The organism is Aliidongia dinghuensis (genome assembly GCF_014643535.1).
GTDB lineage: Bacteria > Pseudomonadota > Alphaproteobacteria > ATCC43930 > CGMCC-115725 > Aliidongia > Aliidongia dinghuensis.
On record NZ_BMJQ01000015.1, the window covers coordinates 51,158 to 74,604 of the forward strand.

Sequence of the window (23,447 nt, forward strand, 5' to 3'; positions counted from 1 at the left end):
CCAAGCCTTTTGCTGTTATACCGGGTTCGTCTGAGAATCCGAAAGCGAACGGCTCAGATCATCAACCTGCTTCATCAACGGCCTCCGTCGTATAGAAGAAGCGGCGATGGTGCCGGAAGCTCACCACCGGCCCCATAGCTTCCTCCCCGCCGCTGAACCCTTGGATTTCGGCGGCCCCTTACCGCTGCCCATCAACTGCTGCCCCTTGGAACGCCTTCACGTCTTTCGCACATGCGCTTTCTGAACGAAGGGCCGCTTACAGGCCCCGTGCTCAGTCCACCGAATAGCGCAAATGGGTGCAAAGGAGCCGATAGCCGGGGGCCGCCCACGCCCGCAGCGGTCGGTCAGTCAGGACGTCGCTTTGGTCTACCGCAAGGAGACATCGGTATTGTTCGATACCAACGGAGGTCCTGGTACCAACAAAAATACCAGCAAGCTTGCTCCGTGCAGAACCCGCCTCCAAAGAGGATGTAGTACCCTCTCGAACGACGATTTCGCCTGCTCCAAGAGAGGGATTTTGTCTGAATCACCATATCGAAAGCGATGATGCTGACCCAACGAGTTCATGACAATGCAGATGCAAAAGTCCGACCCGGACTTTCGTGAATACCTAGCGCGTCATATCGGCCGCGTCTTGCGGCGACATCGGACGCGCCCGCCCGAACCGTTTGCGGTAATCGCCCGGCGTGACGCCGACGCGCCGCTGAAACGCCCGGTGCAAACTGTCGAGACTGCCGAAGCCGACCCGCTCCGCCACGCGCGCCAGGGGCCAGTCGGAGGATTCCAGCAGCACCCTCGCCCGGTCCACTCTCGCCGCTTCCACGAAGGCCGCCGGCGTCATGGCGGTCTCTTTGCGGAAAAGCCGCGAAAAGGTCCGCTCCGTCATGCCGGCCCGTTCGGCAAGCCTGGGCAGGCTCAGGTCGCCAGAGGGGTCCATACAGATTTCGGCGATCAGCCCGCGCAACCTGGGTGTCGCCGCCGCCTGCATTTTCAGGCCGACGCTGTACTGGCTCTGCCCACCGGCCCGGTGCATGAACAGCACCAGATAGCGCGCGACCGTCAGTGCTGTCTCGGGGCCGTGATCCGCCTCCACGAAAGACAGGCACAGGTCGATGCCGGCCGTGACGCCGGCCGAGGTGTAAAGCGGCGGCTCGGCCACATAGATGGCGTCCGGCTCTACTTGCACGGCCGGACGGAACGCGCGCAAGGCATCGCAGTTGTCCCAGTGGGTCGTCGCGCGCCGCCCGTCCAAAAGTCCGGCGGCGGCCAGGATGAACGCACCGGTACAGACGCTGCCGATCCGGCGGGTGGAGCCGATCCGGCTCTGCAGCCATTCGGGCAGGCCGCTTGCGTAGGCGGTACAGATGCTGTCGTCGCTGCCGCCGCCGACAAGCACGGTATCGAGTTCATCCGGCAGCATCGAAAGCGGGAGCGAGCCGGCGAGTTTAACCCCTGAATTGGTGACGATTTCACCACCCTGAGGCGAGGCCAGCATGACCTCATAGGCCCCGGCGACCGCAAATCGATTGACCATGGAAAAGACCTCCAGCGGACCGACGAGGTCGAGCGACTGAACGCCGTCATAGCCGATAAGGGCGATTTTGCGATTCGGAGGTGCGGGAAAGGACATGGCGTAATCTGCGATAGATTTGACGGTTACGCCAGCCCCCTCGTTGCTTAGAATATCAGCGCCAACGTTTTGAATCCACATTGACCTGCAGAGACCGAGAGCTTTACCCAGAAGCCCCAATCAGAGAACAGCTTCTAAGTGGTCGAGTGTTACGTCCTTGTGAAGGCTCCAGAAAGATAAGAGTTCTTTAATGAATTGGTGAATTCGAAAAGTCTCTGAGAAATTTCTCTATGGGCAGTGATTCTCGTTGCGGTGGACCTCAATCTGTATCAGTTTGCGCCTTGAAGTCTCCACCGGGAGAGGTGGACTACTTGAGTACGCCAATCTTTCCAAAAGAAACTCTGCCCGCGCTCTCTTTCGCTCTGTGAGCCTGGGTATTGAATTGCGACGCATACAGTCTTAACGGGTAACCCGGTCGGTAAAACCGGCGGCGCGGCACTTCAAAGGGGTGGTTTATGAAGCTTGTTCTCGAAGCGCGCCATCTGTTCGATGGCAGCGTGCATGCCGTCGCCAAGCACGCGGCCGATACGGCCGATCACGATCATAGCCATCCCGCCGATCATACCCATTCGACCGAAAGCCATTCGGATCCGGCGCCCATCGCGCCCGCCGCGGTGTCTTATGCGGACGTGCCGGCACTAGCCCCCAATCCCACGGCCAACGAAATTCTGTTCGTCGATCCGCGCGTCGCCAACTGGCAGTCGTTGGCGTCTTCGGTGAAAAGCAACGTACAGGTCGTGGTGATCGACCCGACCAAGGACGGCATCGACCAGGTGACGGCCGCGTTGCAGGGACGCAGTGCGCTCACCTCGATTCAATTCCTGACCTATGGCCAGCCGGGTCAGCTGGAGCTGGGCAGCGGCACCGTAACCACCGCCAGCCTGTCGAGCCATGCGGCGGAAGTCGCGTCCTGGGGCGATCACCTGGCGCCGGGCGCCGACATCGAATTCTGGGGCTGCAACGTGGCCCAGGGCAGCGTCGGCCAGGGGTTCGTCGATACGGTCCACACGCTCACTGGTGCCACCGTCGGCGCCTCCACCGATGCGACCGGCGCCGCCGCCCTCGGCGGCAACTGGGTGCTCGAAGACACGACCGGCCCGCTCCATCGCGCCGTATTCTCCGATGCGGCGATGGCCGCCTACAGCAACGTCCTGGACAGCGCGGTGCCGACCGTGACGATCACGGCCGGCACGGGTACGACCACGTCCGGCACGACCGGGGACGTGCTGCTCGGCGATACCTTCACCGAGACGGTCAGCTTCACCAATACCAATGCCGGCACCAAGGCCGGCTTCGGCCCGATCATCGAGCTGTTCGTGCCGACCGTGACCGCAACGGATCCGGAGACGGCGACGCTCAGCAGCGCCACCTATCTCGGCCAGGTCGTGACGGAGCATGCGCTGACGCTGACCACCGACCCGGCCAATCACGGCACCCAGATCGGCGCCTACGATCCCTTCGTGCTCGATACGAGCGGCAAGGCGACCTGGATCGCGGCGCCGAGCGGGTTCAAGGCCGGCGACACGATGTTCGATCTGGTCCTGCCGTTCGGCAGCTTCACGGTCGGGCAGCCGACGGCCGACATAACCCTCAATTTCACGCTCGACCCGACGTCGGCGCTCACCAGCCACACGACTGGCACGAAGACCGGCAGCACGCTTAATATCGCCGCGACCGGCGTGTTCGAATTCGGCAACGACGCGCTCAACAACCCGTCGACCGATCCCTCGATCGTCGGCGCCACCGTCAGCTCCTCCACGACCGTCAGCCTGGTCAACATCCAGGGGACGACCGACCTGCACGAGAGCGAGACCGCGACGGGCCCGAACAATCCGTTCAACTACGTCGTCACGATCACGCCGGCGCCGGTCGTGGCGGCGTCGGACCCGATCAACACCGGCACCCTGACCTTCCGCCTGCCGGGCGATGTCGACTATAGCGGCGGCACGGTCCTGGTGCTGGACCACAACGGCAACCCGATCGCCGGCGACCACGGCACGTTCACCGGCACGCTCGGTACTCCAGGCGGCACGATCACCGTGTCGCTCGGGAGCCTGACCCAGGTGGCCACCATCAAGATCCCGGTCTACGTGCCGGAGAAGGATTCGAGCGGCGCCACGATCCTGACCGCCGGCAACGGCTACCAGCGGACGATCCAGACCAGCCCGAATTTCCACTTCGCCGGCTCCTGGGAGCCGCCTGCCAGCAACTACGCCCGTGCCGACGGCACCGAGGCGGTGACCGAGGACGGTGCGACCCCCGTCACCTTCACCGCCAAGGCGCTTGCCATCCAGGTAGTGGACAGCAACGGCGGTTCCGCCGCCGGCAACGGCACGCTGGTGCTGCCGCCCAATGCCGGTTCGGACGTCACCGAGACGATCAATTTCCAGGTCTCCGACTATGTCTCGCTCAGCAACCTCGTCATCAAGGACGTGCTGGGCGACGGCTTCGCGCTCGATCCCTCGTTCACGCCGACCCTGACCGTCAACAACCCGACGAGCGCCAACGGCACGTTCACCGGCGACTTCGGCGCCGCCACCGGCCAGACGACCGATACGATCAGCAGCCAGACCGTGGCGCTCGCCGGCACAGGCGCCAATTGGAACTACCTGCGCACGGACACGAGCGGCAACGGCACGACGGCGATCAATTTCATGATCGGCGCGCTGATGGCCGAGTCGCTGGCCGGCCACCTCAGCGCCGCCACCTCGGGCACGATCACCTTCAAGGTGAAGACGCTCGACCAATATACCGAGACCAACAGCGGCGGCAGCCTGCGCGAAAAGGACTTCGCGACCAACACCATCGATTCGACCGGCACCAGCGCCGCCGTCACGGCGACCAGCGACTCGGGCACGACCACGGACGGTTCGTCCCTGACGGACGTCGTGCCGAACAACGCGCTGGCGCTCAGCATCGTCGACGTGAACGGCGTGTCGTCGAACGGCAGCGGCGGCATCAAGGCGGGCGATACCGTCACCTACGAGCTGACCTACACGCTAACGGCCGGCGAGGATTTCGGCAACCTCAACCTCGGCGCCTACCTGCCGCTGCCGGTCTTCCAGACGACGGATCCGACGGGGGATGGCACCAACGCCCTTTTCACTACCGGCGACGGCTTGACGGCCGGGACGTACAAGCTCACCACCTCGATCGGCGGCGTCTCGATCCAAGGGGTCTCTACAAACGGAACCGCGAACGACGTCTTCTTCAACCTCGGTTCGAACAACGATCCGTCGAACACGACCGGCCAGACGATCAAGATCGATTTTGCGGTCACGGCCGAGAACAAGCCGTTCGCCGACGGGCTGTTCCTGACCACCCAGGGCAACAGCCAGAACTTCGACGCCCATGCCGCGACGACGGCGATCACCGCCAATGCGATCCAGCAGCTCCAGCTGCTGCAGCCGGAGCTGGTGACCAAGACCGGCGTCGTCTCCGTGGTCGGGAACACCGGCTCCACCACCAAGGGCACCTATAGCCCCGACGCGTCGAATTCCTCGGCGACCTGGACGAGCCAGTCCGGCAATCCGAACACGCAGTTCGCGCCGGCCGGGACCCCGGTCGGCAATCCGTTCGGCACCGGCAATCCGCTGTCATCCGACGACATGAACGTCACCGGTGTCGACGGCGGCGACTTGGCGCGCATCGTCTCGACCGTCGAGAACGACGGCCATGCCACGGCCTTCGACGTCACGGTGAACGGCACCCTGCCGAGCGGCTATACGGCCTCGAACGTAACGAATTTCGCCGTCTACGACTCCAGCGGCAATCAGCTTGCCTATAGCGGCAGCACCGCGAACTATTTCTCCTCGACCGGCATCACGCTCACGAACGGCGTGGCGGCCGGCCAATCCGTCTATGTCGTCTACGATCTGAGGGTGTCGACCAGCCAGGCCGTCGGCGAGACCCTGACGGCCGCTTCCTCGGTGGTGAACTGGGCCAACCACGCGGGCGGCGTCGCGGCCGGGGAGGGCTTCGTCACCTCCGGCACGCCGGTCGGCGAAATCGCGGCCGATCTTGCCGACAATGCGACCATCGGCATCCTCGCGCCGTCGATCGCCAAGACCGTCATCGCGGGCAACGATACTGCCTCCGGCGAGCCGGTGGCCCTGCCGACCGTAGTGCTGGGCGAGACCATCACCTACCAGCTGGTGCTGACCGTTCCCGAGGGCGCCGTCACCAACAATGGCGCCGACGTGACGTTCACGGACGTGCTGCCGGCCGGCACGACCTTCGTCGGCACGCCGACCATCACCTACGACGGCAATATCGTGCTCACCGGCGGCCCGGCGTCGGGGGGTGCCATCACTGTCGACCAGAACGGCCAGACGCTGACGTTCCACCTGGGCACGGCGATCACCAATTCGCTGGCCGACGCCACCGACACGATTACCGTCACCTATCAGGTCAAGGTCAACACGACCAACACGCCGGCCAACGGGGCGACCTTCACCAACGCCGCCTCGCTGCAGTACGGCGGGACCGCGATCGCGGGCACGTCGGCGACCGTCACCGAGCTCAACCCGAACGTGACCGAGACGATCGGCGTCAAGGATCACGCGACCGGCGGTGCCGTCACGAACATCTACAGCGGCGAGGTGCTCGACTACACGGTGTCGCTGGCGAACGCGAGCGGTGCCGCGCCGGCCAACAATCTGACGTTCTACGTCGAAGTGCCGACGACCGCGGACCTGACCGGCCTGACCAGCCTCGTCGCGCAAAACGGCGGGACGATCACCGACAACGGCGCGGGCGGCAGCGGCGAGGTCCTGAAGATCACCCTCCCGGGTCTCGCGGCCGGTGCGACCGCCAATTTCACCTTCGAGGCAACGGTCCGGAACAACCTGGCCGCCGGCACGAGCATCGTCGTCGACACGCCGACCGGCACGGCGCTCTCGGGCGGGCCCGCCGCCAACGGCAGCTACAACTCGCTGCCGACGGCCGTCGACACGGGCCACAGCTACTCCTCCAGCGCCTCGAACACCGAGACCGTGGCGCAGCTCACGGCAAACCTCGGCATCATCGGCGAAGCGAACAACACCAGCGGCGGCGGCACGGGGCTCTATGGCACTGCCGTCAGCAGCGTCAACGCGACCGTCGGCGACATCATCCGCTATTCGGCGACCGTCCAGCTGCCCGAAGGACAGCAGAGCGATCTCCAAGTGACCGTGAACCTGCCGCCCGGCATGATTTTCCAGAACGACAGCTCGATCACGGTCGAGTTCGTCAGCCCCAACGGCTCCATCACTACGGTCGATTTCGGCAGTGCCGCCAGCGTCACCGGTGGAACCAGCTTCAACCCGTTTACGGCGAAGGCGACGTTCAACCTTCCCGCCAGCCAGATCGTGGTCAACCCCGACGGCACCGTCACGTTCAACCTCGGCCAAATAAACGACAACGAAGGCTCCGCGCTGCCCGATTTCGCCATCGTTCAGTTCAACGCGATCGTGGCCAACCAGGCGTCGAACGTCGACCATACGACCCTGGCCGCGAACGCGGCCGTCGGCCCCGAGGCGTCGGAAGGTTCCCCGTCCGCCAACGCGACCGTCACGGCAGAAGAGCCGCACGTCACCTTGACCAAGGGCGTGACCTCGATCGTCACCAGCGGCGGCGTCACGACCGTCACCTATACCGAGACGCTCACCAACACCGGCGACGCTACGGCCTATAACGTCATCCTCGACGACCCGGACGCCGGCACCAACGTCGGCACGATCGCCAACCTGACCGCCACCGGCGCCCTCACCGTTACGAGCGGGAACGGCACCCACGACCTGCACGCCACCGGCAGCCTGGCGGCGGGTGGCACCGAGACCTTCACCTATACCGAGACGGTCACCACGCCGTCGAATGGCGTTGCCGACACGACCGCGACCGTGACCTACGCCAGCCTGTCGAATGCCACGACCGGCGGCGAGACCCTGGCGGGCAGCGCCACCGGCGCTTCGGGCTCCGCCACCGGTAGCCGCGACGGCACGACCACCCCGGCCTCGCTCAACAACTACAACGCGCAAGTGACCCTGGGGCTGGGCGTGGTCGAGGGCAACGTCTGGAACGACGTGGGCTCGCCGCTGAACACGGCGCACCAGGCGCTCGGTTCGACGGCGGACAGCGAGCTCGCGGGGGTCACCGTATCGGGCGCCTGGACCGGCGGCAGCTCGTCGGTCACGACCGACGGCAGCGGCAATTTCTTCATCCTGCTGCCCGATATGCCGGGCCTCAACCAGAAGGTCTCGACGCCGACCTCGATCGGCAGCGAGACACTGGTCTACGACACGACCAACAGTGCCACCTTCCATCATACGGAAACGGGCCTTTCGGCCGCCAACTCGACGCTGAACGTCACGCCCAACGCGAGCACGCCGGTCACCGGCTATAATTTCGCCTATCGCCTGCCCGACACGGCACCGACGCTCAGCACCTGGGGCAATACGTCGCCGACCGGGACGGTCGTCACCGACGTCATCGGCGGGCCGGCCGTCGTGCTGGGCACGGGCGGCGCGGGGGTGTCGGACAGCGAGATCGATGCGCTCGTCGGGGCCGGCGCCGGAAACTATAACGGCACGGTCCTGACCGTGAACCGCAATGGCGGGGCCAATGCCAACGACGTCTTCGGCGGCGCCGGCACCTCGGGCAGCGGGCTGTTCTTCACCGGAACGGCCGTCGATTATAACGGCACGCAGATCGGCACATTCACCCAATCCGGCGGGACGCTGACGATCACGTTCAATTCCGTCTCCGGTGCCACCTCGACCGACGTTCGGAACGTCCTGAACAATCTGACCTATGCCAACACCGGCTCGGCCAATCAGCTCACCAGCGGCATCCTGCTCAATGCCACGCTGTCGGACCATAATACCGAGACGGGCACTGTCGCCGGCAACGCATTCCAGGGCACGGGTGGGGTCAAGACCAGCACCGCCGTCCAGGTGCTGGTCGATCTGGCACCGACGCCCGCCACGGCGGGTTTCATCGAACCGAACAATACGGCGGCCTCCGGTGCGGCCGTCACGCTCGCGCCGAACGTGGTCCTGACCGATGCGGCCAACCTGTCCCAGGCCGTGCTCACGATCACCACCAACCATCAGGCCGGCGAGGACGTACTCACCTTCACGCCGAACGCCGGTACGTTCGGCGATATCCAGGGCACTTTCGTCAGCGCGACGGGCATCCTGACGCTCACCTCGGCGGGCGGCGCCACGGTGGCCCAATGGCAGGCGGCGCTGCGGTCGGTGCAATATTACGACGGCACCGACATGCCCCACACCGGCACGCGCACGATCACCATCCAGACGACCGACCGCACCGGCGGCGGCACGATCTCGGCCACTCTTGCCACGGTGACCGTGACGCCGACGAACGACTCGCCGGTGCTGACGCTGGTTTCGCACGACAGCTTCCCGACGGCGACCGAGACGGCGACGGCCACGCCGCCGTCGTCCGGCACGGTCGGCACGCTGGTCTCGTCGCTGATCGCCGGCAGCAACATTACCGATACCGATGCGAACGGTCAGTATCCGGGCGACGGCACCGCAAGCCTGCCCACCGGCATCGCCATCACCCAGGCCGACACGAGTGCCGGGACCTGGTGGTATTCGACCGACAACGGCGCCCATTGGACCGAGTTCGCCGGGACGGGCACGACCGGGACGGCGCTCAACGGCAGCAATGCCCTGCATCTGAACTCGACCGCGATGGTCTATTTCGCGCCGGCCGCCGGCGCGAACGGCGCGGTCGATACGGCGTTGACGTTCCGGGCCTGGGATCAGTTCGACACGACGCTCAATGCGGGCGTGGTCAATGGCGCCGTGACCAACCTGCCGACCGACGGCATTTCGGGCGCGCTCGGCACCGGCATCAACACGCAAGCCTCGGCCTATTCGGCCAACCAGCAGGTCCTGTCGCTCGCGATCACCGGCAGCCAGACGGTCACCTATACCGAGCCGAACGGCCCCAACCTGCCCGGCTCGGCGATCGCGGCCGATGCCGGCCTGGTGCTGACCACGACCGACGCGATCAATTCCGCGACGGTCGCGCTGTCCGGCGGCCATCCCGAGGATACGCTGACCTTCACGAACGACGGCCTGACCATGGGCAACATCACCGGCAGCTACGCCAATGGCGTCCTGACGCTGAGTTCCATCGGCCATAGTGCGACGGCGGCGCAGTTCCAGGCGGCGATCGACGCGGTCAAGTTCTACGACACGAGCGATACGCCGATCACCGGCAACCGGACCGTGACGGTCGCCGTGGTCGATGGCACGCAAGGGCCCCGGACGATCGCCTCGACCACCGCGGCCGTCATCGCCGGAAACGACTCGCCGATCCTGAACGGTCACGCCGTGACGCTCACGCCGGGCACGGAAAATCAGCTGTCGGCCCCGACCAGCGGCACGGTGGGGACCCAGATCTCGGCGCTGATCGGCGGCGGCAACCTGACCGATACGGACGGCGCCAACAGCAGCCACGGCCAGCCGCTGGGCGCGCTCGGCATCGCCGTCACGGCGGCCGACACGAGCGAAGGCAATTGGTGGTTCTCGCTCGACGGCGGCCACACCTGGACCGAATTCGCCGGGACGGGCACGACCGGAACCGCGCTGAACGGCCTCAATGCGCTGCATCTGGCGTCCAACGTGGTCGGCGGCGTCGATCAGACCCAGATCTATTTCCAGCCGACCGTGACCAACGCGAATGGCGTCATCGCCAATGCGCTGACCTTCCGTGGCTGGGATCAGTTCGACACCATCGCCGACCCTACCGTGGTCAGCGGGGCGGTCACGACCCTGCCGACCGACTCGGCGTTCGGTACCGGAACGAACACCCAGGCCTCGGCCTATTCTTCGGCGACCCAGACGCTGCCGATCGTCATCACCGCGACCGGCGGGGCGACCTATACCGAGGTCAACGGACCGGATACCGGCACCGCCGCCGTCATCGTCGATCCTACGGCCGTCCTGACCGCGACGACCGATACCTTTACGTCGGCGACGGTCTCGATCACCAATTTCCAGCCTGAGGATCATCTGGTCTTCACGAATAACGGCTCGACGATGGGCAACGTCACGGGCAGCTACAACTCCTCGACCGGCACCTTGACGCTGACGTCTGCCGGCGGGGTCAGCGCGGCGCAGATGCAGGCGGCACTGGACGCCGTCACCTATTACGACTCGAGCGATACGCCGGTCACGACCACCCGCAACGTCACCATCTCCGCCCACGACAGCACCGCCGGCTCGGACGTCGCCGTGGCGACGACGACTGTGACAGTCGTCGCGACAAACGACTCGCCGATACTGACGCCGGTTCCGCACGACAGCATCGCGACCGGAACGGAGAACAGCGGGACCGCCCCGGTGAACGGAACGACCGTCGGCACGCTGGTCTCGTCGCTGATCGGCGGCCATGTGACCGATCCGGACGGTGCCAACGCCCATGACGGCGCCACGCCGGGCTTGCTCGGCATCGCCATCACCCAGGCCGACACGACGGCCGGGACCTGGTGGTATTCGACCGACAATGGCGCCCATTGGACCGAATTCGCCGGGACGGGCACGACCGGGACGGCGCTCAACGGCGCCAATGCCCTGCATCTGGTGGCCGATGCCAACACCATGATCTATTTCGCGCCGGCCGCCGGCGCGAACGGCGCGGTCGACACCGCCCTGACCTATCGCGCCTGGGATCAGTATTTCAACCCGACAACCGGCTCCGTGTCGGCTAACGGCTTGGTCTCGACCTTGCCGACCGATAGTTCGTTCGGTACCGGGACCAACACCAACGCCTCGGCCTATTCGGCCAGCCAGCAGGTCCTGTCGCTCGCGATCACCGGCAGCCAGACGGTCGCCTATATCGAGCCGAACGGCCCCAACCTGCCCAGCTCGGCGATCGCGGCCGATGCCGGCCTGGTGCTGACGACCAGCGACGCGATCACGTCCGCGACGGTCACGCTGTCCGGCGGCCATGCCGAGGATACGCTGGTCTTCACGAACGACGGCCTGACCATGGGCAACATCACCGGCAGCTACGCCAACGGCGTCCTGACCCTGAGTTCGGCCGGCAATACCGCCACGGCGGCGCAGTTCCAGGCGGCGATCGACGCAGTCGGGTTCTACGACAAGAGCGATACGCCGATCACCGGCAACCGGACCGTGACGGTCGCCGTCGTCGACGGCACGCAAGGCGCCCGGACGATCGCGTCCACCACGGTGACCGTGACGCCGACGAACGACTCGCCGGTGCTGACGCCGGTTTCGCACGACAGCTTCCCGACGGCGACTGAGACGGCGACGGCCACGCCGCCGTCGTCCGGCACGGTCGGCACGCTGGTCTCGTCGCTGATCGCCGGCAGCAACATTACCGATACCGATGCGAACGGTCAGTATCCGGGCGACAGCACCGCAAGCCTGCCCACCGGCATCGCCATCACCCAGGCCGACACGAGTGCCGGGACCTGGTGGTATTCGACCGACAATGGCGCCCATTGGACCGAGTTCGCCGGGACGGGCACGACCGGGACCGCGCTCAACGGCAGCAATGCCCTGCATCTGAACGCGACCGCGATGGTCTATTTCGCGCCGGCCGCCGGCGCGAACGGCGCGGTCGATACCGCGTTGACGTTCCGGGCCTGGGATCAGTTCGACACGACGCTCAATGCGGGCGTGGTCAACGGCGCGGTGACCAACCTGCCGACCGACGGCATTTCGGGCGCGCTCGGCACCGGCATCAATACGCAAGCCTCGGCCTATTCGGCCAACCAGCAGGTCCTGTCGCTCGCGATCACCGGCAACCAGACGGTCACCTATACCGAGCCGAACGGCCCCAACCTGCCCGGCTCGGCGATCGCGGCCGATGCCGGCCTGGTGCTGACCACGACCGACGCGATCACGTCCGCAACGGTCACGCTGTCTGGCGGCCATGCCGAGGATACGCTGGTCTTCGCGAACGACGGCCTGACCATGGGCAACATCACCGGCAGCTACGCCAATGGCGTCCTGACGCTGAGTTCCATCGGCCATAGTGCGACGGCGGCGCAGTTCCAGGCGGCGATCGACGCGGTCAAGTTCTACGACACGAGCGATACGCCGATCACCGGCAACCGGACCGTGACGGTCGCCGTGGTCGACGGCACGCAAGGCCCCCGGACGATCGCCTCGACCACCGTGGCCGTCCATGCCGCGAACGACTCGCCGGTGCTGACGCCCAATCCGTCGCTCACCGTCGCCACCGCGACCGAGAACGGCCCGGTCCCGACCGGTGCCGTCGGGACCCTGGTCTCCTCGCTGATCGGCGGCGTGACCGACCCGGACGGCGCCAACGCCCACGACGGCGCCACGCCGGGGTTGCTGGGCATCGCCATCACCCAGACCGACACGACCGAAGGCACCTGGTACTACACGACCGACAATGGTGCCCATTGGACGGCCTTCGCCGGTACCGGCCTCCCCGCGATTTCCGGCACCAACGCCCTGCATCTGGTGGCCGACGCCAATACGCGGATCTTCTTCCAATCGACCGCCGGCAGCCAGAGCAGCACGGTCGACACCGCGCTGACCTTCCGTGGCTGGGATCAGTTCGACGGGGCCGCCAACGGCTCGCTCGCGGCCTTGCCGACCGACAGCGCGTTCGGCACCGGGATCAACACCCTCGCGTCGGCCTACTCGGCGGCCGTCCAGACGGTGCCGCTGACCATCGCGGCCGGCGGCGCCGTCACCTTCAACGAGCCGAACGACACGCCGGCCTCCGCCGTCGCGGTCGCGGTGAACAGCGGCCTGATCCTGACCAGCGGCGACACGTTCACCGGCGCCACGGTCCAGATCACCGGCAATTTCAAGCCGGGCGAAGATGTGTTGAAGGCCGCGTCGCTCGGCGTGTTCACACCGGGAACCTACGACAGCACAACCGGCACGCTGAGCTTCACCGGCACCGGCACGGCCGCCCAGTTGCAGGCGGCGTTGCAGGCGGTGATGTTCTACGACAGCAGCGATACGCCGATCACGGCGGCGACGCGGACGATCACGATCACGGGGCACGACGCGACGACGAATACCGATCGGACGCTGTCGATCTCGACGGCGACGGTCACGGCCTCGAACGATTCGCCGGTGCTGCACGGCACGTCGGTTTCGCTCACCCACGCGACGGAAGACGGGGGAGCGCCGGTTGGCGCCGTCGGCACGTTGGTGTCGGCGCTGACCGGCAACGGCAACGTGACCGATACGGACGGCGCCAACGCCCATGACGGCGCCACGCCGGGATTGACCGGCATCGCCATCACCCAGGCCGATACGACCGAGGGCACCTGGTACTATACGACCGACAATGGCACCCATTGGACGGCCTTCGCCGGGACCGGCCTGCCTACGATTTCCGCGACCAACGCGCTGCACTTGGTCGCCGATGGCAATACGCGGATCTATTTCCAACCGACCGCCGATTGGAACGGCGCCATCCCCGCTGCGCTGACCATTCGCGGCTGGGACCAGTTCGACGGGGCCGCCAATGGCTCGCTCTCGGCCTTGCCGACCGACGGGACGCTGGGCGCCGGGATCAACACCCGTTCCTCCGCCTACTCGTCGGCAACGCAAACGCTGCAACTGGTCGGCGATCCGGTCAATGACGCGCCCATCGCCACCGGCAGCTCGGTCTTGCTGGCGACGACCGAGGATACGAGCAATCCGCCGGGAGATACGGTGGCGCATCTGTTCGGCGGCAATTTCTCCGACACGGCCGACCAGCAGCAGACGGCGGCCAATCCAACCGGCTCGGTCGCGAATACCCTGGCCGGCGTCGCGATCACCGGCAATGCAGCAACGGCCGGTCAGGGCGTCTGGCAATATTCGACCGACAATGGCGCCCATTGGACGTCGATCGCAACGACCGGGCTCAGCGACACCAGCGCGATCGTGCTGCCGCAATCGGCGGAGCTGCGCTTCGTGCCGGTCGCGGACTTCAATGGCGTCCCGGGTGGCTTGACCACGCGCCTGATCGACAGCTCGACCGAGACGGTGACCACCGGCGTGACCGGCCTCTCGCTTGCGTCCGACACCACGGCCCATCTGGGCGTCGATGTGTCGGGCGTCCATGATGGTGGCAGCACGGCGGTCAGTGCTGCGACGGTGGCGCTCAGCACCTCGGTGACGGCGGTGAACGACGCGCCGATCGCGAGCGGCAGTGCCACGCTGGCCTCGCCGCTCGAAGACGGCAATCCGGCGGGCACCAGCATCGCCTCGTTGCTGGGCCAGACCACGATCAACTACTCCGACGCGGCCGACACGGTCACGACGGCTGTGTCGGGCGGCTCGGTCGGGACCCCGTCGGCCGGCATCGCGATCACGGGCAACGCGGCGACGGCGGCGCAGGGCACCTATCAATATTCGACCGACAACGGCACGACCTGGATCTCGATCCCGGTGAGCGGCCTCAGCGACAGCAATGCCCTGGTCATTCCGAACTCGGCCGAGCTGCGTTTCGTGCCGACCGCCGACTATAATGGCGCCGTCGGCAGCCTGACCGCCCATGTCTCGGACGGCACCAACCTCCCGACCACCGGGACGCACGACATCAGTGCGACCGAAGGCGGCACCGGCGGCTTTTCCGCCGGTACGATCACGATCGGCACATCGGTCACGGCCGTCAACGACGCGCCCATCGCCAGCGGCAGCGCCTCGCTGCCGGCCGTCTCCCAGGACGCGCGGAGCATTCCGGGCGAGACGGTCTCCCAGCTGTTCGGCGGCAACTTCTCCGATACGGCCGACCAGCAGCGGACGACCGCCAACCCGACCGGCTCGGTGGCGAATACCCTGGCCGGCATCGCGATCACCGGCAATGCCGCGGCGGGCCAGGGCACCTACGAATACTCGGCCGACGGCGTTACCTGGATCGCGGTCCCGACCAATGTCAGCGACAGCAACGCCATCATCGTGCCCGTCACGGGCAGCATCCGCTTCGTGCCCATTCAGACGTTCCACGGCACGCCCGGCGGCCTGACCGTCCATCTGATCGACAACTCGTCCGGCGCGCTGACGCAAATCTCGACAGGGGTCGATGCCTCGCATGTCGGCGGCTCGACCGCCATCAGCTTGGCGCCCGTCGTGCTGACGACCAGTGTGACCGAAGGCGGCGGCAATGCGATCCTGTCGACGACATCGGTCTTCGCGGCGGTCACCGACACGACGACCAGCAGTTCGACCACCGCTGTCGACAAGCCGCCGACGGACGATCTCGGCACCGCGCCGGTCGCGAACCACGAGACGACCACCGACGACTTCTTGCAACGGCCGATCATCCCCCAGGTGTGGCTGATCGGTTCGGTCGGCAACAGGTTCGTGATCGCCGAGCAGCAGGCGATCATCGCGATCCCCTCGAACCTGTTCGAGGACAGCTATCCGGGCGCCCAATTGGAGTTCGATGCCCGCAATCCCGCCGGCGGCGCACTGCCGTCCTGGCTGCAGTTCGATGCGCGCAACCTGACCTTCACCGGCACGCCGCCGGCGTCGGCCCATGGCGCGGTCGACGTCCTGATCGTGGCGAAGGACCAGTTCGGCAACGAGGCAACGGCCAGCTTCCGGATCCTGGTCGGCCGCGAGACGCAAGATCTGCAACATCTCGTGGAGCCGAACTCGCCGCCACCGGAGGACGTCGGCCAAACGACGGCGTCCAAAGGCAACCAGCCTACCCCGCCCAACGAGGCGGCCCCGGGGCGACGGCCCCATACCGCCAGCGTCCCGCACGATCGTCATGCCGACCTCGGCCATGCCCATGGCGGTACGGTCGACGGCTTGTTTGCGTCACTCGCTCAACCGGCGAACGGCGTACGGCATGGACACAGTGCCTTCTCGGCGCAATTGCGCGAGGCCGGTCCGATCGGAAGACTTTCACAAGCGAGGCAATTGCTGGACACGATCGCGAAGACCGTGACGTCGAAGCCGACCGCCTGACCCCATCTCCCTGAAAGAATGGCAGATCATGAAGAATGTTGACGGCGTACGCCGTGAGTTTGCGCGCCCGGAGACCAAGCACATGCGGTTGCAGCGCCGATTGCGGACGACCCGGCAGGCAAGTCTTTTCGCTCTGTCGGCTACCGTGCTCGGCGCCTGCACCGTCACGCCCGAACCGATCACCCCGGCCCAGCATTTCGAACGGGCTCAGCAGGACTACCAGACGCTTTATGCGAACTATGTCCCGCTGACCGAGCCGCTGACGCTGGCCAACGCCATCGCACGTTCGCTGAAATATAATTACGACGCGCAGCTGTCGAAGACCGAGATCACGCTGCAGGAGAAGCAACTCGACCTGGCCATGGCGCAGATGCTGCCGCGCGTTGCCGCCAACGCCGGCTATAGCTGGCGCAACAACGACAATGCCGCCGAAAGCGTGTCCGAGGTGACGAGGCAGCGGTCGCTCGAATCCTCCTTCTCGGAAGAGCCGGCACACAGTACGGCCGGCCTCGAGCTGTCCTGGAACATGCTGGATCTGGGCGTCAGCTATTTCCAGGCGAAACAGCAGGGCTACCGCGCCTATGTCGCGGTCGAGCGCCGTCGCAAGGTGATCGATGGCATCGTCAAAGGCGTGCAGGAGGCCTACTGGAAGGCTGTCGCCGCCGATCGGCTGCTGCCGCGCCTCAACCCGCTTCTGGCGGAAGCCCAGCGCATCCTGAACGCGTCGCGCGAAGCCAGCGCCAAGCGGCTCGAGCCGCCGCTGCAGGCGCTCGATTTCCAACAGAACATGCTCCAGGTCATCGGCCAGCTGCAGCGCATGCAGACCGATCTGAACTCGGCCCGCATCCAGCTGGCGTCGCTCATCGCCGTGCCGGTCGATGCGCCCTACGCGCTCGCCGGCATGGACGTGGCGCTGCAGCCGCCCAGCGGTCCGGTCGATCCGCGCAAGCTCGAGGCGCTGAGCCTGGCACTCCGTCCGGAGCTGCGCGAGGAAGCGTACCAGGAAAAGATCGACCAGCAGGACGTCTACAAGGAAATGATCAAGATGATGCCGGGCATCGGCCTGCTCGGCAGCATCAACTACGATACCAACAAATATCTGTTCAATCCGAGCTGGGGGCAGCTCGGCGCTCAGGTCACCTTCAACCTGGTCAACCTGATCGAAGGACCGAAGGCGATCGAAGCGGCCAAGGTCTCGGTCGAGGTGTCGCGCACCCGCCGGCTGGCACTCAGCGTGGCGATCCTGACCCAGGTCAATCTCAGCTATCAGGAATATCTGGCGGCGTCGCAGGATCTGGGAATTTCCAAACAGATCGACGACGTGGAGCAGCAGATCCATGTCGCTTCGGACAATGCGTCGGCCGCCAAGACGCAATCGGATGCCGATCGGGTTCGCCGCGAACTGGCGACCATGGTGGCGGAACTGGGGTATGACCGGTCGATCGCCCAGGTCCATAGCGCGCTGGTCAATCTCTATACCGCCGTCGGCGTCGACCTGGTGCCGCCCTCGGTCGAGACGGACGACCTGACGGCACTCAGCCAGCATGTCGCCCTCGCGATCTCAGGTTGGGAAGCCGGCAAGCTGCCGGATACCGAAATCCCGGCGCCATCGCCGAAGACCCCGGATGCCGCCCCGGCCACATCCGCCGCCATCTCCATGGCGAGTGCAACCACCGAATGAACCAGCTTTTGAAGCATAGTGTGAGCTTGAAGGTGGCCGTAGTGGCCGCCCTCATCCTCGCCGGGCCGGCCTTCGCAGCCGGCTCGGATCCGGGGAAGCCGGTGGCCGAACCGGCCGCCCGGGACATCCGCGTCCAGGTCGTTGCCGAGACCAGCGCCACCATCGGCGCACCGATGGCCGGCCGGCTCAGCCAGTTTCCGCTGAAGGACGGTGAGCGCTTCACCCAGGGACAGGTACTGGCCCGCTTCTTCTGCGCCGAAAAGGAGGGGGCGCTCGGCCATGCCCGCGCCCTGCTCGAGGGCAAACGCCAAGTCTTTTCCAACAGGCAGAAGCTGCACAATCTCGGCAGTTCCAGCGACGTCGAATTCTCGGTCGCCGAGGCCGAACTCCAGGAAGCCGCCGCCGACCTGCAGACCGCGCAGGCGATGGTCGATGCCTGCGTCGTCGTGGCGCCGTTCGCGGGCCGCGTGGCCGGCATCTTCACCCATAATTTCCAGTTCGTCGGTGCCGGCGCGCCGCTGCTCGAGATCCTGAGCGACAAGGATCTCGATCTCGAACTGATCGTTCCGTCACTCTGGTTGACCTGGCTGAAGCCCGGCATGCCGTTCGACGTGGCCATCGACGAGACCGGCCAGACCTATGCGGCCAAGATCATCCGGCTTTCGGGCAAGGTCGATGCGATCAGCCGCTCGATCAAGATCTACGGCAAGATCAACAATCCGGCTGACGCGCTGCTGCCTGGCATGAGCGGCCGTGCACTCTTGTCGCCGCCGGCAACCGCGGCCGCGGCGCCGTGAGCGCGCCCAACTCGGCCCTGAACTACCAACTGCTGCGGCTGGGCGCCTTGCTGCAGTTGGAGCAGCGGGCACGGACCGCGGGCCGCAGGGAACTCGAATTCCTGATGGTCAACGACACGGCGACCGTCGTGTCCTATCAGCAGGCCGTGCTGTGGCGGAAGAACCCCGCCGGCAGCAGTCCACTGGTGCTGTCGGGGGTCGCCGTGGCCGAGCCCGGCGCGCCCTATCGGATGTGGCTCGATCGGGTCATCGATACGATCGTCCAGGGCGAACAGGCGGCGATCCTTCATAGCCTGACCCCGGTCGACCCGCCGGAGGCGCTCGCGCAAGAATGGCCGGAATGGTTTCCGTCCCATGCGCTCTGGTGCCCGCTGACCCGGCGCGAGGGCGAACTTGTCGGCGGGCTCCTGTTCGGCCGAACCGATCCCTGGCTTGACGGCGACCGTCAACTGATCGAGATGCTGTCAGGGTCCTATGCCCAAAGCCTGATCCTGAGCGACACGGCCCGACCGACCGGCCTGTCGCGCTGGGCCCGCCTGCGCCGCCGCCCGGCGCTGATCAGCATCGCCGCGGCCCTGGCATTGGTGGCCTTGGCGCCGACACGCCAGTCCGTGCTGGCGCCGGCCGAAATCGTGCCGGTCAACCCGGCCCCGGTCCGCGCGCCGTTCGAAGGCGTCGTCGATGCCCTGCGCGTCGCACCGAATGAGCCCGTCCACGCCGGCCAACCTCTCGTCTCACTCGATCGGACCCAGCTCGCGACGCGCCTTGCCGTGACGCAGAAGGCGCTCGACATGGCGCGCGAGGAATATGCCGACACCGCCCAGGCCGCGATGAGCGATGAGAAATCCAAAGGCAAGCTCGCGATCCTGGCCAGCAAGGTCGATCAGCAGCAGGCCGAACTCTCCTACGACAAGGATCAGCTCGATCGTGCCGACGTCGCAGCACCGGCCGACGGTATCGCCGTCTTCGACGACAGCAACGAGTGGTCCGGCAAACCGGTGACGCTGGGCGAGCGCATCATGCTGATCGCCTCGCCGACCGACACCCAGCTCGAAATCCAGGTCCCCGCCGCCGATGTCGTGACCTTCGACATGGGCTCGGAAGTCGTGTTCTTCAGCAATCTGGCGCCCGACAGCCCGTCGCGCGGCGTGCTGACCTTCGCCAGCTATTCGAGCGCGGCCACGCCGGACGGCGTCCTGTCCTACGCGTTCCGCGCCAAGCTCGACCCCGGGGACGCGCCGCTGCGCCTCGGCCTCAAGGGGACCGCCAAGATCTATGGCCCGCGCCGGCCGCTCGTACTGTGGCTACTGCGCCGACCCATCCAGCTGGGGCGGGAATGGCTGTCGCTCTAGACGCATCGCCCCCGGCGCGCACCGAGCCGGCCGGCGTCGCGCAGATGGGGCCGGTGTCCCTACCGCCCCTGCGAGAAGATCTGAAGCTGCTGCCGGGCGCGTCGACCGCCGACGGCAGCCCAACCTGGACGCTGCATGACCCGGCGCGCCATCGCTTTATCCGCATCGGCTGGTTGGAATTCGAGATCCTGGCGCGCTGGGGCCTGGGCCAGAGCGAGGCTGTAGCGCAATCGATCTGTGCCGAAACGACGATCCGGGCGACCCAGAACGACGTGCTGGACGTGCTGCGTTTCGCCCATAAGGCCGGGCTGCTGATCCCGCTAGGCCAGAAGAGCATCGACCGCCTGATTGGCGAGATCGACGGCCAGAAACTGTCGGCCTCGAGCTGGCTGCTCAAGAACTACCTGTTCATCAAGATCCGCCTGGTCAATCCCGACCGGTTCCTGGGCGCCGTGCTGCCGTTCGTCCGCTGGATGTTCACGCCCGGCTTCGCGGTGACGCTGGGCCTGCTTGCGGTGCTGGGCTTCTATCTGATCGGCCGGCAATGGGAGGCCTATACCCACAGCCTGCTGCATCTGTTTTCGCTCGAAGGCGCATTCGAGGTCGGCGTGGCGCTGTCCGCCGCCAAGGTGATCCACGAGCTGGGTCACGGGCTGATGAGCAAGCGGTTCGGCTGTCGCGTGCCGGCGATGGGTGTCGCCTTGCTGGTCATGTGGCCGGTGCTGTGGACCGATACCAACGACGCCTGGCGCCTGACCGACCGGCGCAGGCGGCTGGCGATCGATGCCGCCGGCATGCTGGCCGAGATCATGCTGGCGGTCGTGGCCTCACTCGCCTGGTCGGTGCTGCCGGACGGGCCGATCCGGACCGGCGCCTTTCTGCTGTCAAGCTCGACCTGGGTGCTGACCGTGCTGATCAACGTCAATCCGCTGATGCGCTTTGACGGCTATTTCCTGCTGTCCGACCTGATCGACGTCCCGAATCTGCAGGAGCGCGGCTTCGCCATCGGTCGCTGGTGGTTGCGCGAGCGGCTGTTCGGCCTGGGCGTACCGGTCCCTGAGAAATTTCCACGGCACAAGCAGCGCATCCTGACGATCTACGCGCTGTCGGCGCTGGTCTATCGCTTCTCGCTGTTCCTGGGTATCGCCGTCGTCGTCTATCACATGGCGTTCAAGGCGCTCGGCCTGTTCCTGTTCGGCGTCGAGATCTGGTGGTTCATCGCACGACCGATCCTGGGCGAGTTGTGCGTCTGGAAGGATGCCTTGAAGACCGTTCGAATGAACCGGCGGCTGGTCACGACGGTCGCCATCGCCGGTCTGGCGTCGCTGCTGCTGGTTCTGCCTTGGCGCAGCGACTTGACCGCACCCGCCCTGTTGCGCGCCGAGCATCAGACCGTCCTTTACGCGGCCGAACCCGGGCAACTGGCCAAGCTTGTCCATAACGGCGACCGGGTTGCCGAGGGCGATACGATCTTCGTGCTGCAATCGCCGACCATCGCGTTCCACAAGGCCTCGGCCGAGGCGGCGCTCGCCGGCATCGAAGCGCGTATGAAAGGTCAGGCGTTCGACCCCGAAGAGGCGGCCTCGCTGGGTGTGGGTTGGCAGGAACTGCAAGGGGCCGTGGCGACATTGGACCAGGTCAAGGCGCAGGAAGCGGTCCTGACCCTGCGCGCGCCCTTCACCGGCACCATCACGGACGTACCGCCGACGCTGCGGCTGGGGGAATGGCTGCAGCGGCGCGAGGCGCTCGGCATGCTGGTGGATCCGTCGAAGATGATGGTCGAGGCCTATGTCGGCGAGGCCGATCTGGCCCGCATCCATCCTGGTGCCGACGCGAAATTCTATCCGGAAAACGGAGACGATCCGGTCGAGCTGACGGTGGCCAGCGTCGCCACCGCCTCGGTCCGCGTGCTGGATACGATCGATCTCGCCTCGATCTATGGCGGCGGCATCGCCGTGCGCAAGGACACTGCCAACAAGCTGCAGCCCGAAAGCGCGATCTATCGGGCCGTCCTGACGCCGAAGCAACCGGGCCCGGGTCTGCCGAAACGCCTGCGCGGCACCGTCAATATCGACGCCGACCGCACCAGCCTGATCGCCCGCCTCTATCGTCGGGCCATGTCCGTAATAATCCGCGAAGGCGGGCTCTAGCTTTCCCGCTCGCCATTCGATGGCCGGGCTTGCTCCTAACTTATTGGCCTGGCGCGAACTCTTGTCGTTCGGATGATTCCGCCCGAACGGAAAGCGCGCCGGCTCAAAAGCTGAGAATCACCCTCGTGAACTCATAGGAATTTTCGGTCCATATCGACACCGGACCGCTCCTGTGTCCGCTCGATCACGATGCGATGGGCGATGACCTCGGCCTGCAACCCCGGCCAGCTGGCCGCCCGATGAAGCAACAGAGTTCCGGCCGAGGCCGGTCCAAGCTCGGGAGCAAGCTCACACCAATGCAAATCGGCGCGGGGTCCCGGCGCCGCGCCGCTTCACAAGTGGCCGGTTGCTGAGCGCACCAGGGGGCCTCGCGTGTGAATTGAGCCCCCAAGAACCCTTGCAAGCAACGGCCGGCAAGCCAAAATAGCGCCACCTCATGGAAAGGCCCCCGCACATGGCTGGTCCCAGCAGCACGTCAAAAGATTCCCCGACGCAACAGGCCATCACTCCCGCGGCCAAGCCGGGCGTCGCCCTACCCCCAGGGCTGAAGGGCGGCATCGAAACCCTCTCGGGTGTGTCGATGGCCGACGTCACGGTGCATTACAACTCGCCCCTGCCGGCCGCTTTGAACGCCCATGCCTTCGCGCGGGGGACCGAAATCCATGTCGCCCCTGGCCAGGAACGGCACCTGGCCCACGAGGCCTGGCATATCGTTCAGCAGAAGCAGGGCGCCATCAAGCCCCGGCTCCATGCCAACAGCGACGCGGATCTCTCGAAGGAAGCGGATGTGATGGGCGCCAAGGCCGTAACCTTGGGCGACCGACTCTAGATCCCGCCCCTGATTTAAGCCGTGAACAGACAAGCGCGTCGGCACGCCGCAGCGGGAGCTAGACGATCT

At 66.1% G+C, this 23,447-nt stretch carries 7 protein-coding genes; 6 read left to right on the forward strand and 1 reads right to left on the reverse strand.

Annotated features, from left to right (window positions below):
• Positions 1–610 precede the first annotated feature (610 nt).
• Positions 611–1,630 carry a GlxA family transcriptional regulator gene (locus IEY58_RS25100; RefSeq protein ID WP_189050902.1) on the reverse strand — a complete coding sequence of 340 codons (1,020 nt, stop codon included), beginning with the start codon at positions 1,628–1,630 and terminating at the stop codon, positions 611–613.
• Positions 1,631–2,085: 455 nt separating this feature from the next.
• Between IEY58_RS25100 and IEY58_RS25105 the strand changes: the two genes are divergently transcribed.
• The 6 genes from IEY58_RS25105 to IEY58_RS25130 all read left to right on the forward strand — a co-directional run bounded on the left by IEY58_RS25105 (position 2,086) and on the right by IEY58_RS25130 (position 23,378).
• Positions 2,086–16,569, forward strand: a complete 14,484-nt coding sequence (locus IEY58_RS25105) for a DUF4347 domain-containing protein (protein WP_189050903.1) — start codon at positions 2,086–2,088, stop codon at positions 16,567–16,569.
• Between the two features lie 28 nt (positions 16,570–16,597).
• Positions 16,598–18,250 carry a TolC family protein gene (locus IEY58_RS25110; RefSeq protein WP_189050904.1) on the forward strand — a complete coding sequence of 551 codons (1,653 nt, stop codon included), beginning with the start codon at positions 16,598–16,600 and terminating at the stop codon, positions 18,248–18,250.
• A gap of 41 nt (positions 18,251–18,291) precedes the next feature.
• A complete protein-coding gene (locus IEY58_RS25115; RefSeq protein ID WP_189050905.1) occupies positions 18,292–19,047 on the forward strand; it encodes an efflux RND transporter periplasmic adaptor subunit in 756 nt (251 codons plus the stop codon).
• Entirely contained in the window at positions 19,044–20,399 is a 1,356-nt protein-coding gene (locus IEY58_RS25120; RefSeq protein ID WP_189050906.1) for an efflux RND transporter periplasmic adaptor subunit, read from the forward strand. The genes IEY58_RS25115 and IEY58_RS25120 overlap by 4 nt, the downstream gene beginning before the upstream one ends.
• A complete protein-coding gene (locus tag IEY58_RS25125; RefSeq protein WP_189050907.1) occupies positions 20,384–22,549 on the forward strand; it encodes an HlyD family efflux transporter periplasmic adaptor subunit in 2,166 nt (721 codons plus the stop codon). The genes IEY58_RS25120 and IEY58_RS25125 overlap by 16 nt, the downstream gene beginning before the upstream one ends.
• A gap of 454 nt (positions 22,550–23,003) precedes the next feature.
• Positions 23,004–23,378: an eCIS core domain-containing protein gene (locus tag IEY58_RS25130; RefSeq protein ID WP_229743940.1), complete on the forward strand. Its 375-nt coding sequence runs from the start codon at positions 23,004–23,006 to the stop codon at positions 23,376–23,378.
• The last annotated feature ends 69 nt before the right edge of the window (positions 23,379–23,447 follow it).

What these genes read in the sequence shown, in the direction of transcription:
- IEY58_RS25100 (WP_189050902.1), bottom strand. Translation starts at nt 1,630, where the DNA reads ATGTCCTTTCCCGCACCTCCGAATCGCAAAATCGCCCTTATCGGCTAT.
- IEY58_RS25105 (WP_189050903.1), top strand. Translation starts at nt 2,086, where the DNA reads ATGAAGCTTGTTCTCGAAGCGCGCCATCTGTTCGATGGCAGCGTGCAT.
- IEY58_RS25110 (WP_189050904.1), top strand. Translation starts at nt 16,598, where the DNA reads ATGAAGAATGTTGACGGCGTACGCCGTGAGTTTGCGCGCCCGGAGACC.
- IEY58_RS25125 (WP_189050907.1), top strand. Translation starts at nt 20,384, where the DNA reads ATGGCTGTCGCTCTAGACGCATCGCCCCCGGCGCGCACCGAGCCGGCC.
- IEY58_RS25130 (WP_229743940.1), top strand. Translation starts at nt 23,004, where the DNA reads ATGGCTGGTCCCAGCAGCACGTCAAAAGATTCCCCGACGCAACAGGCC.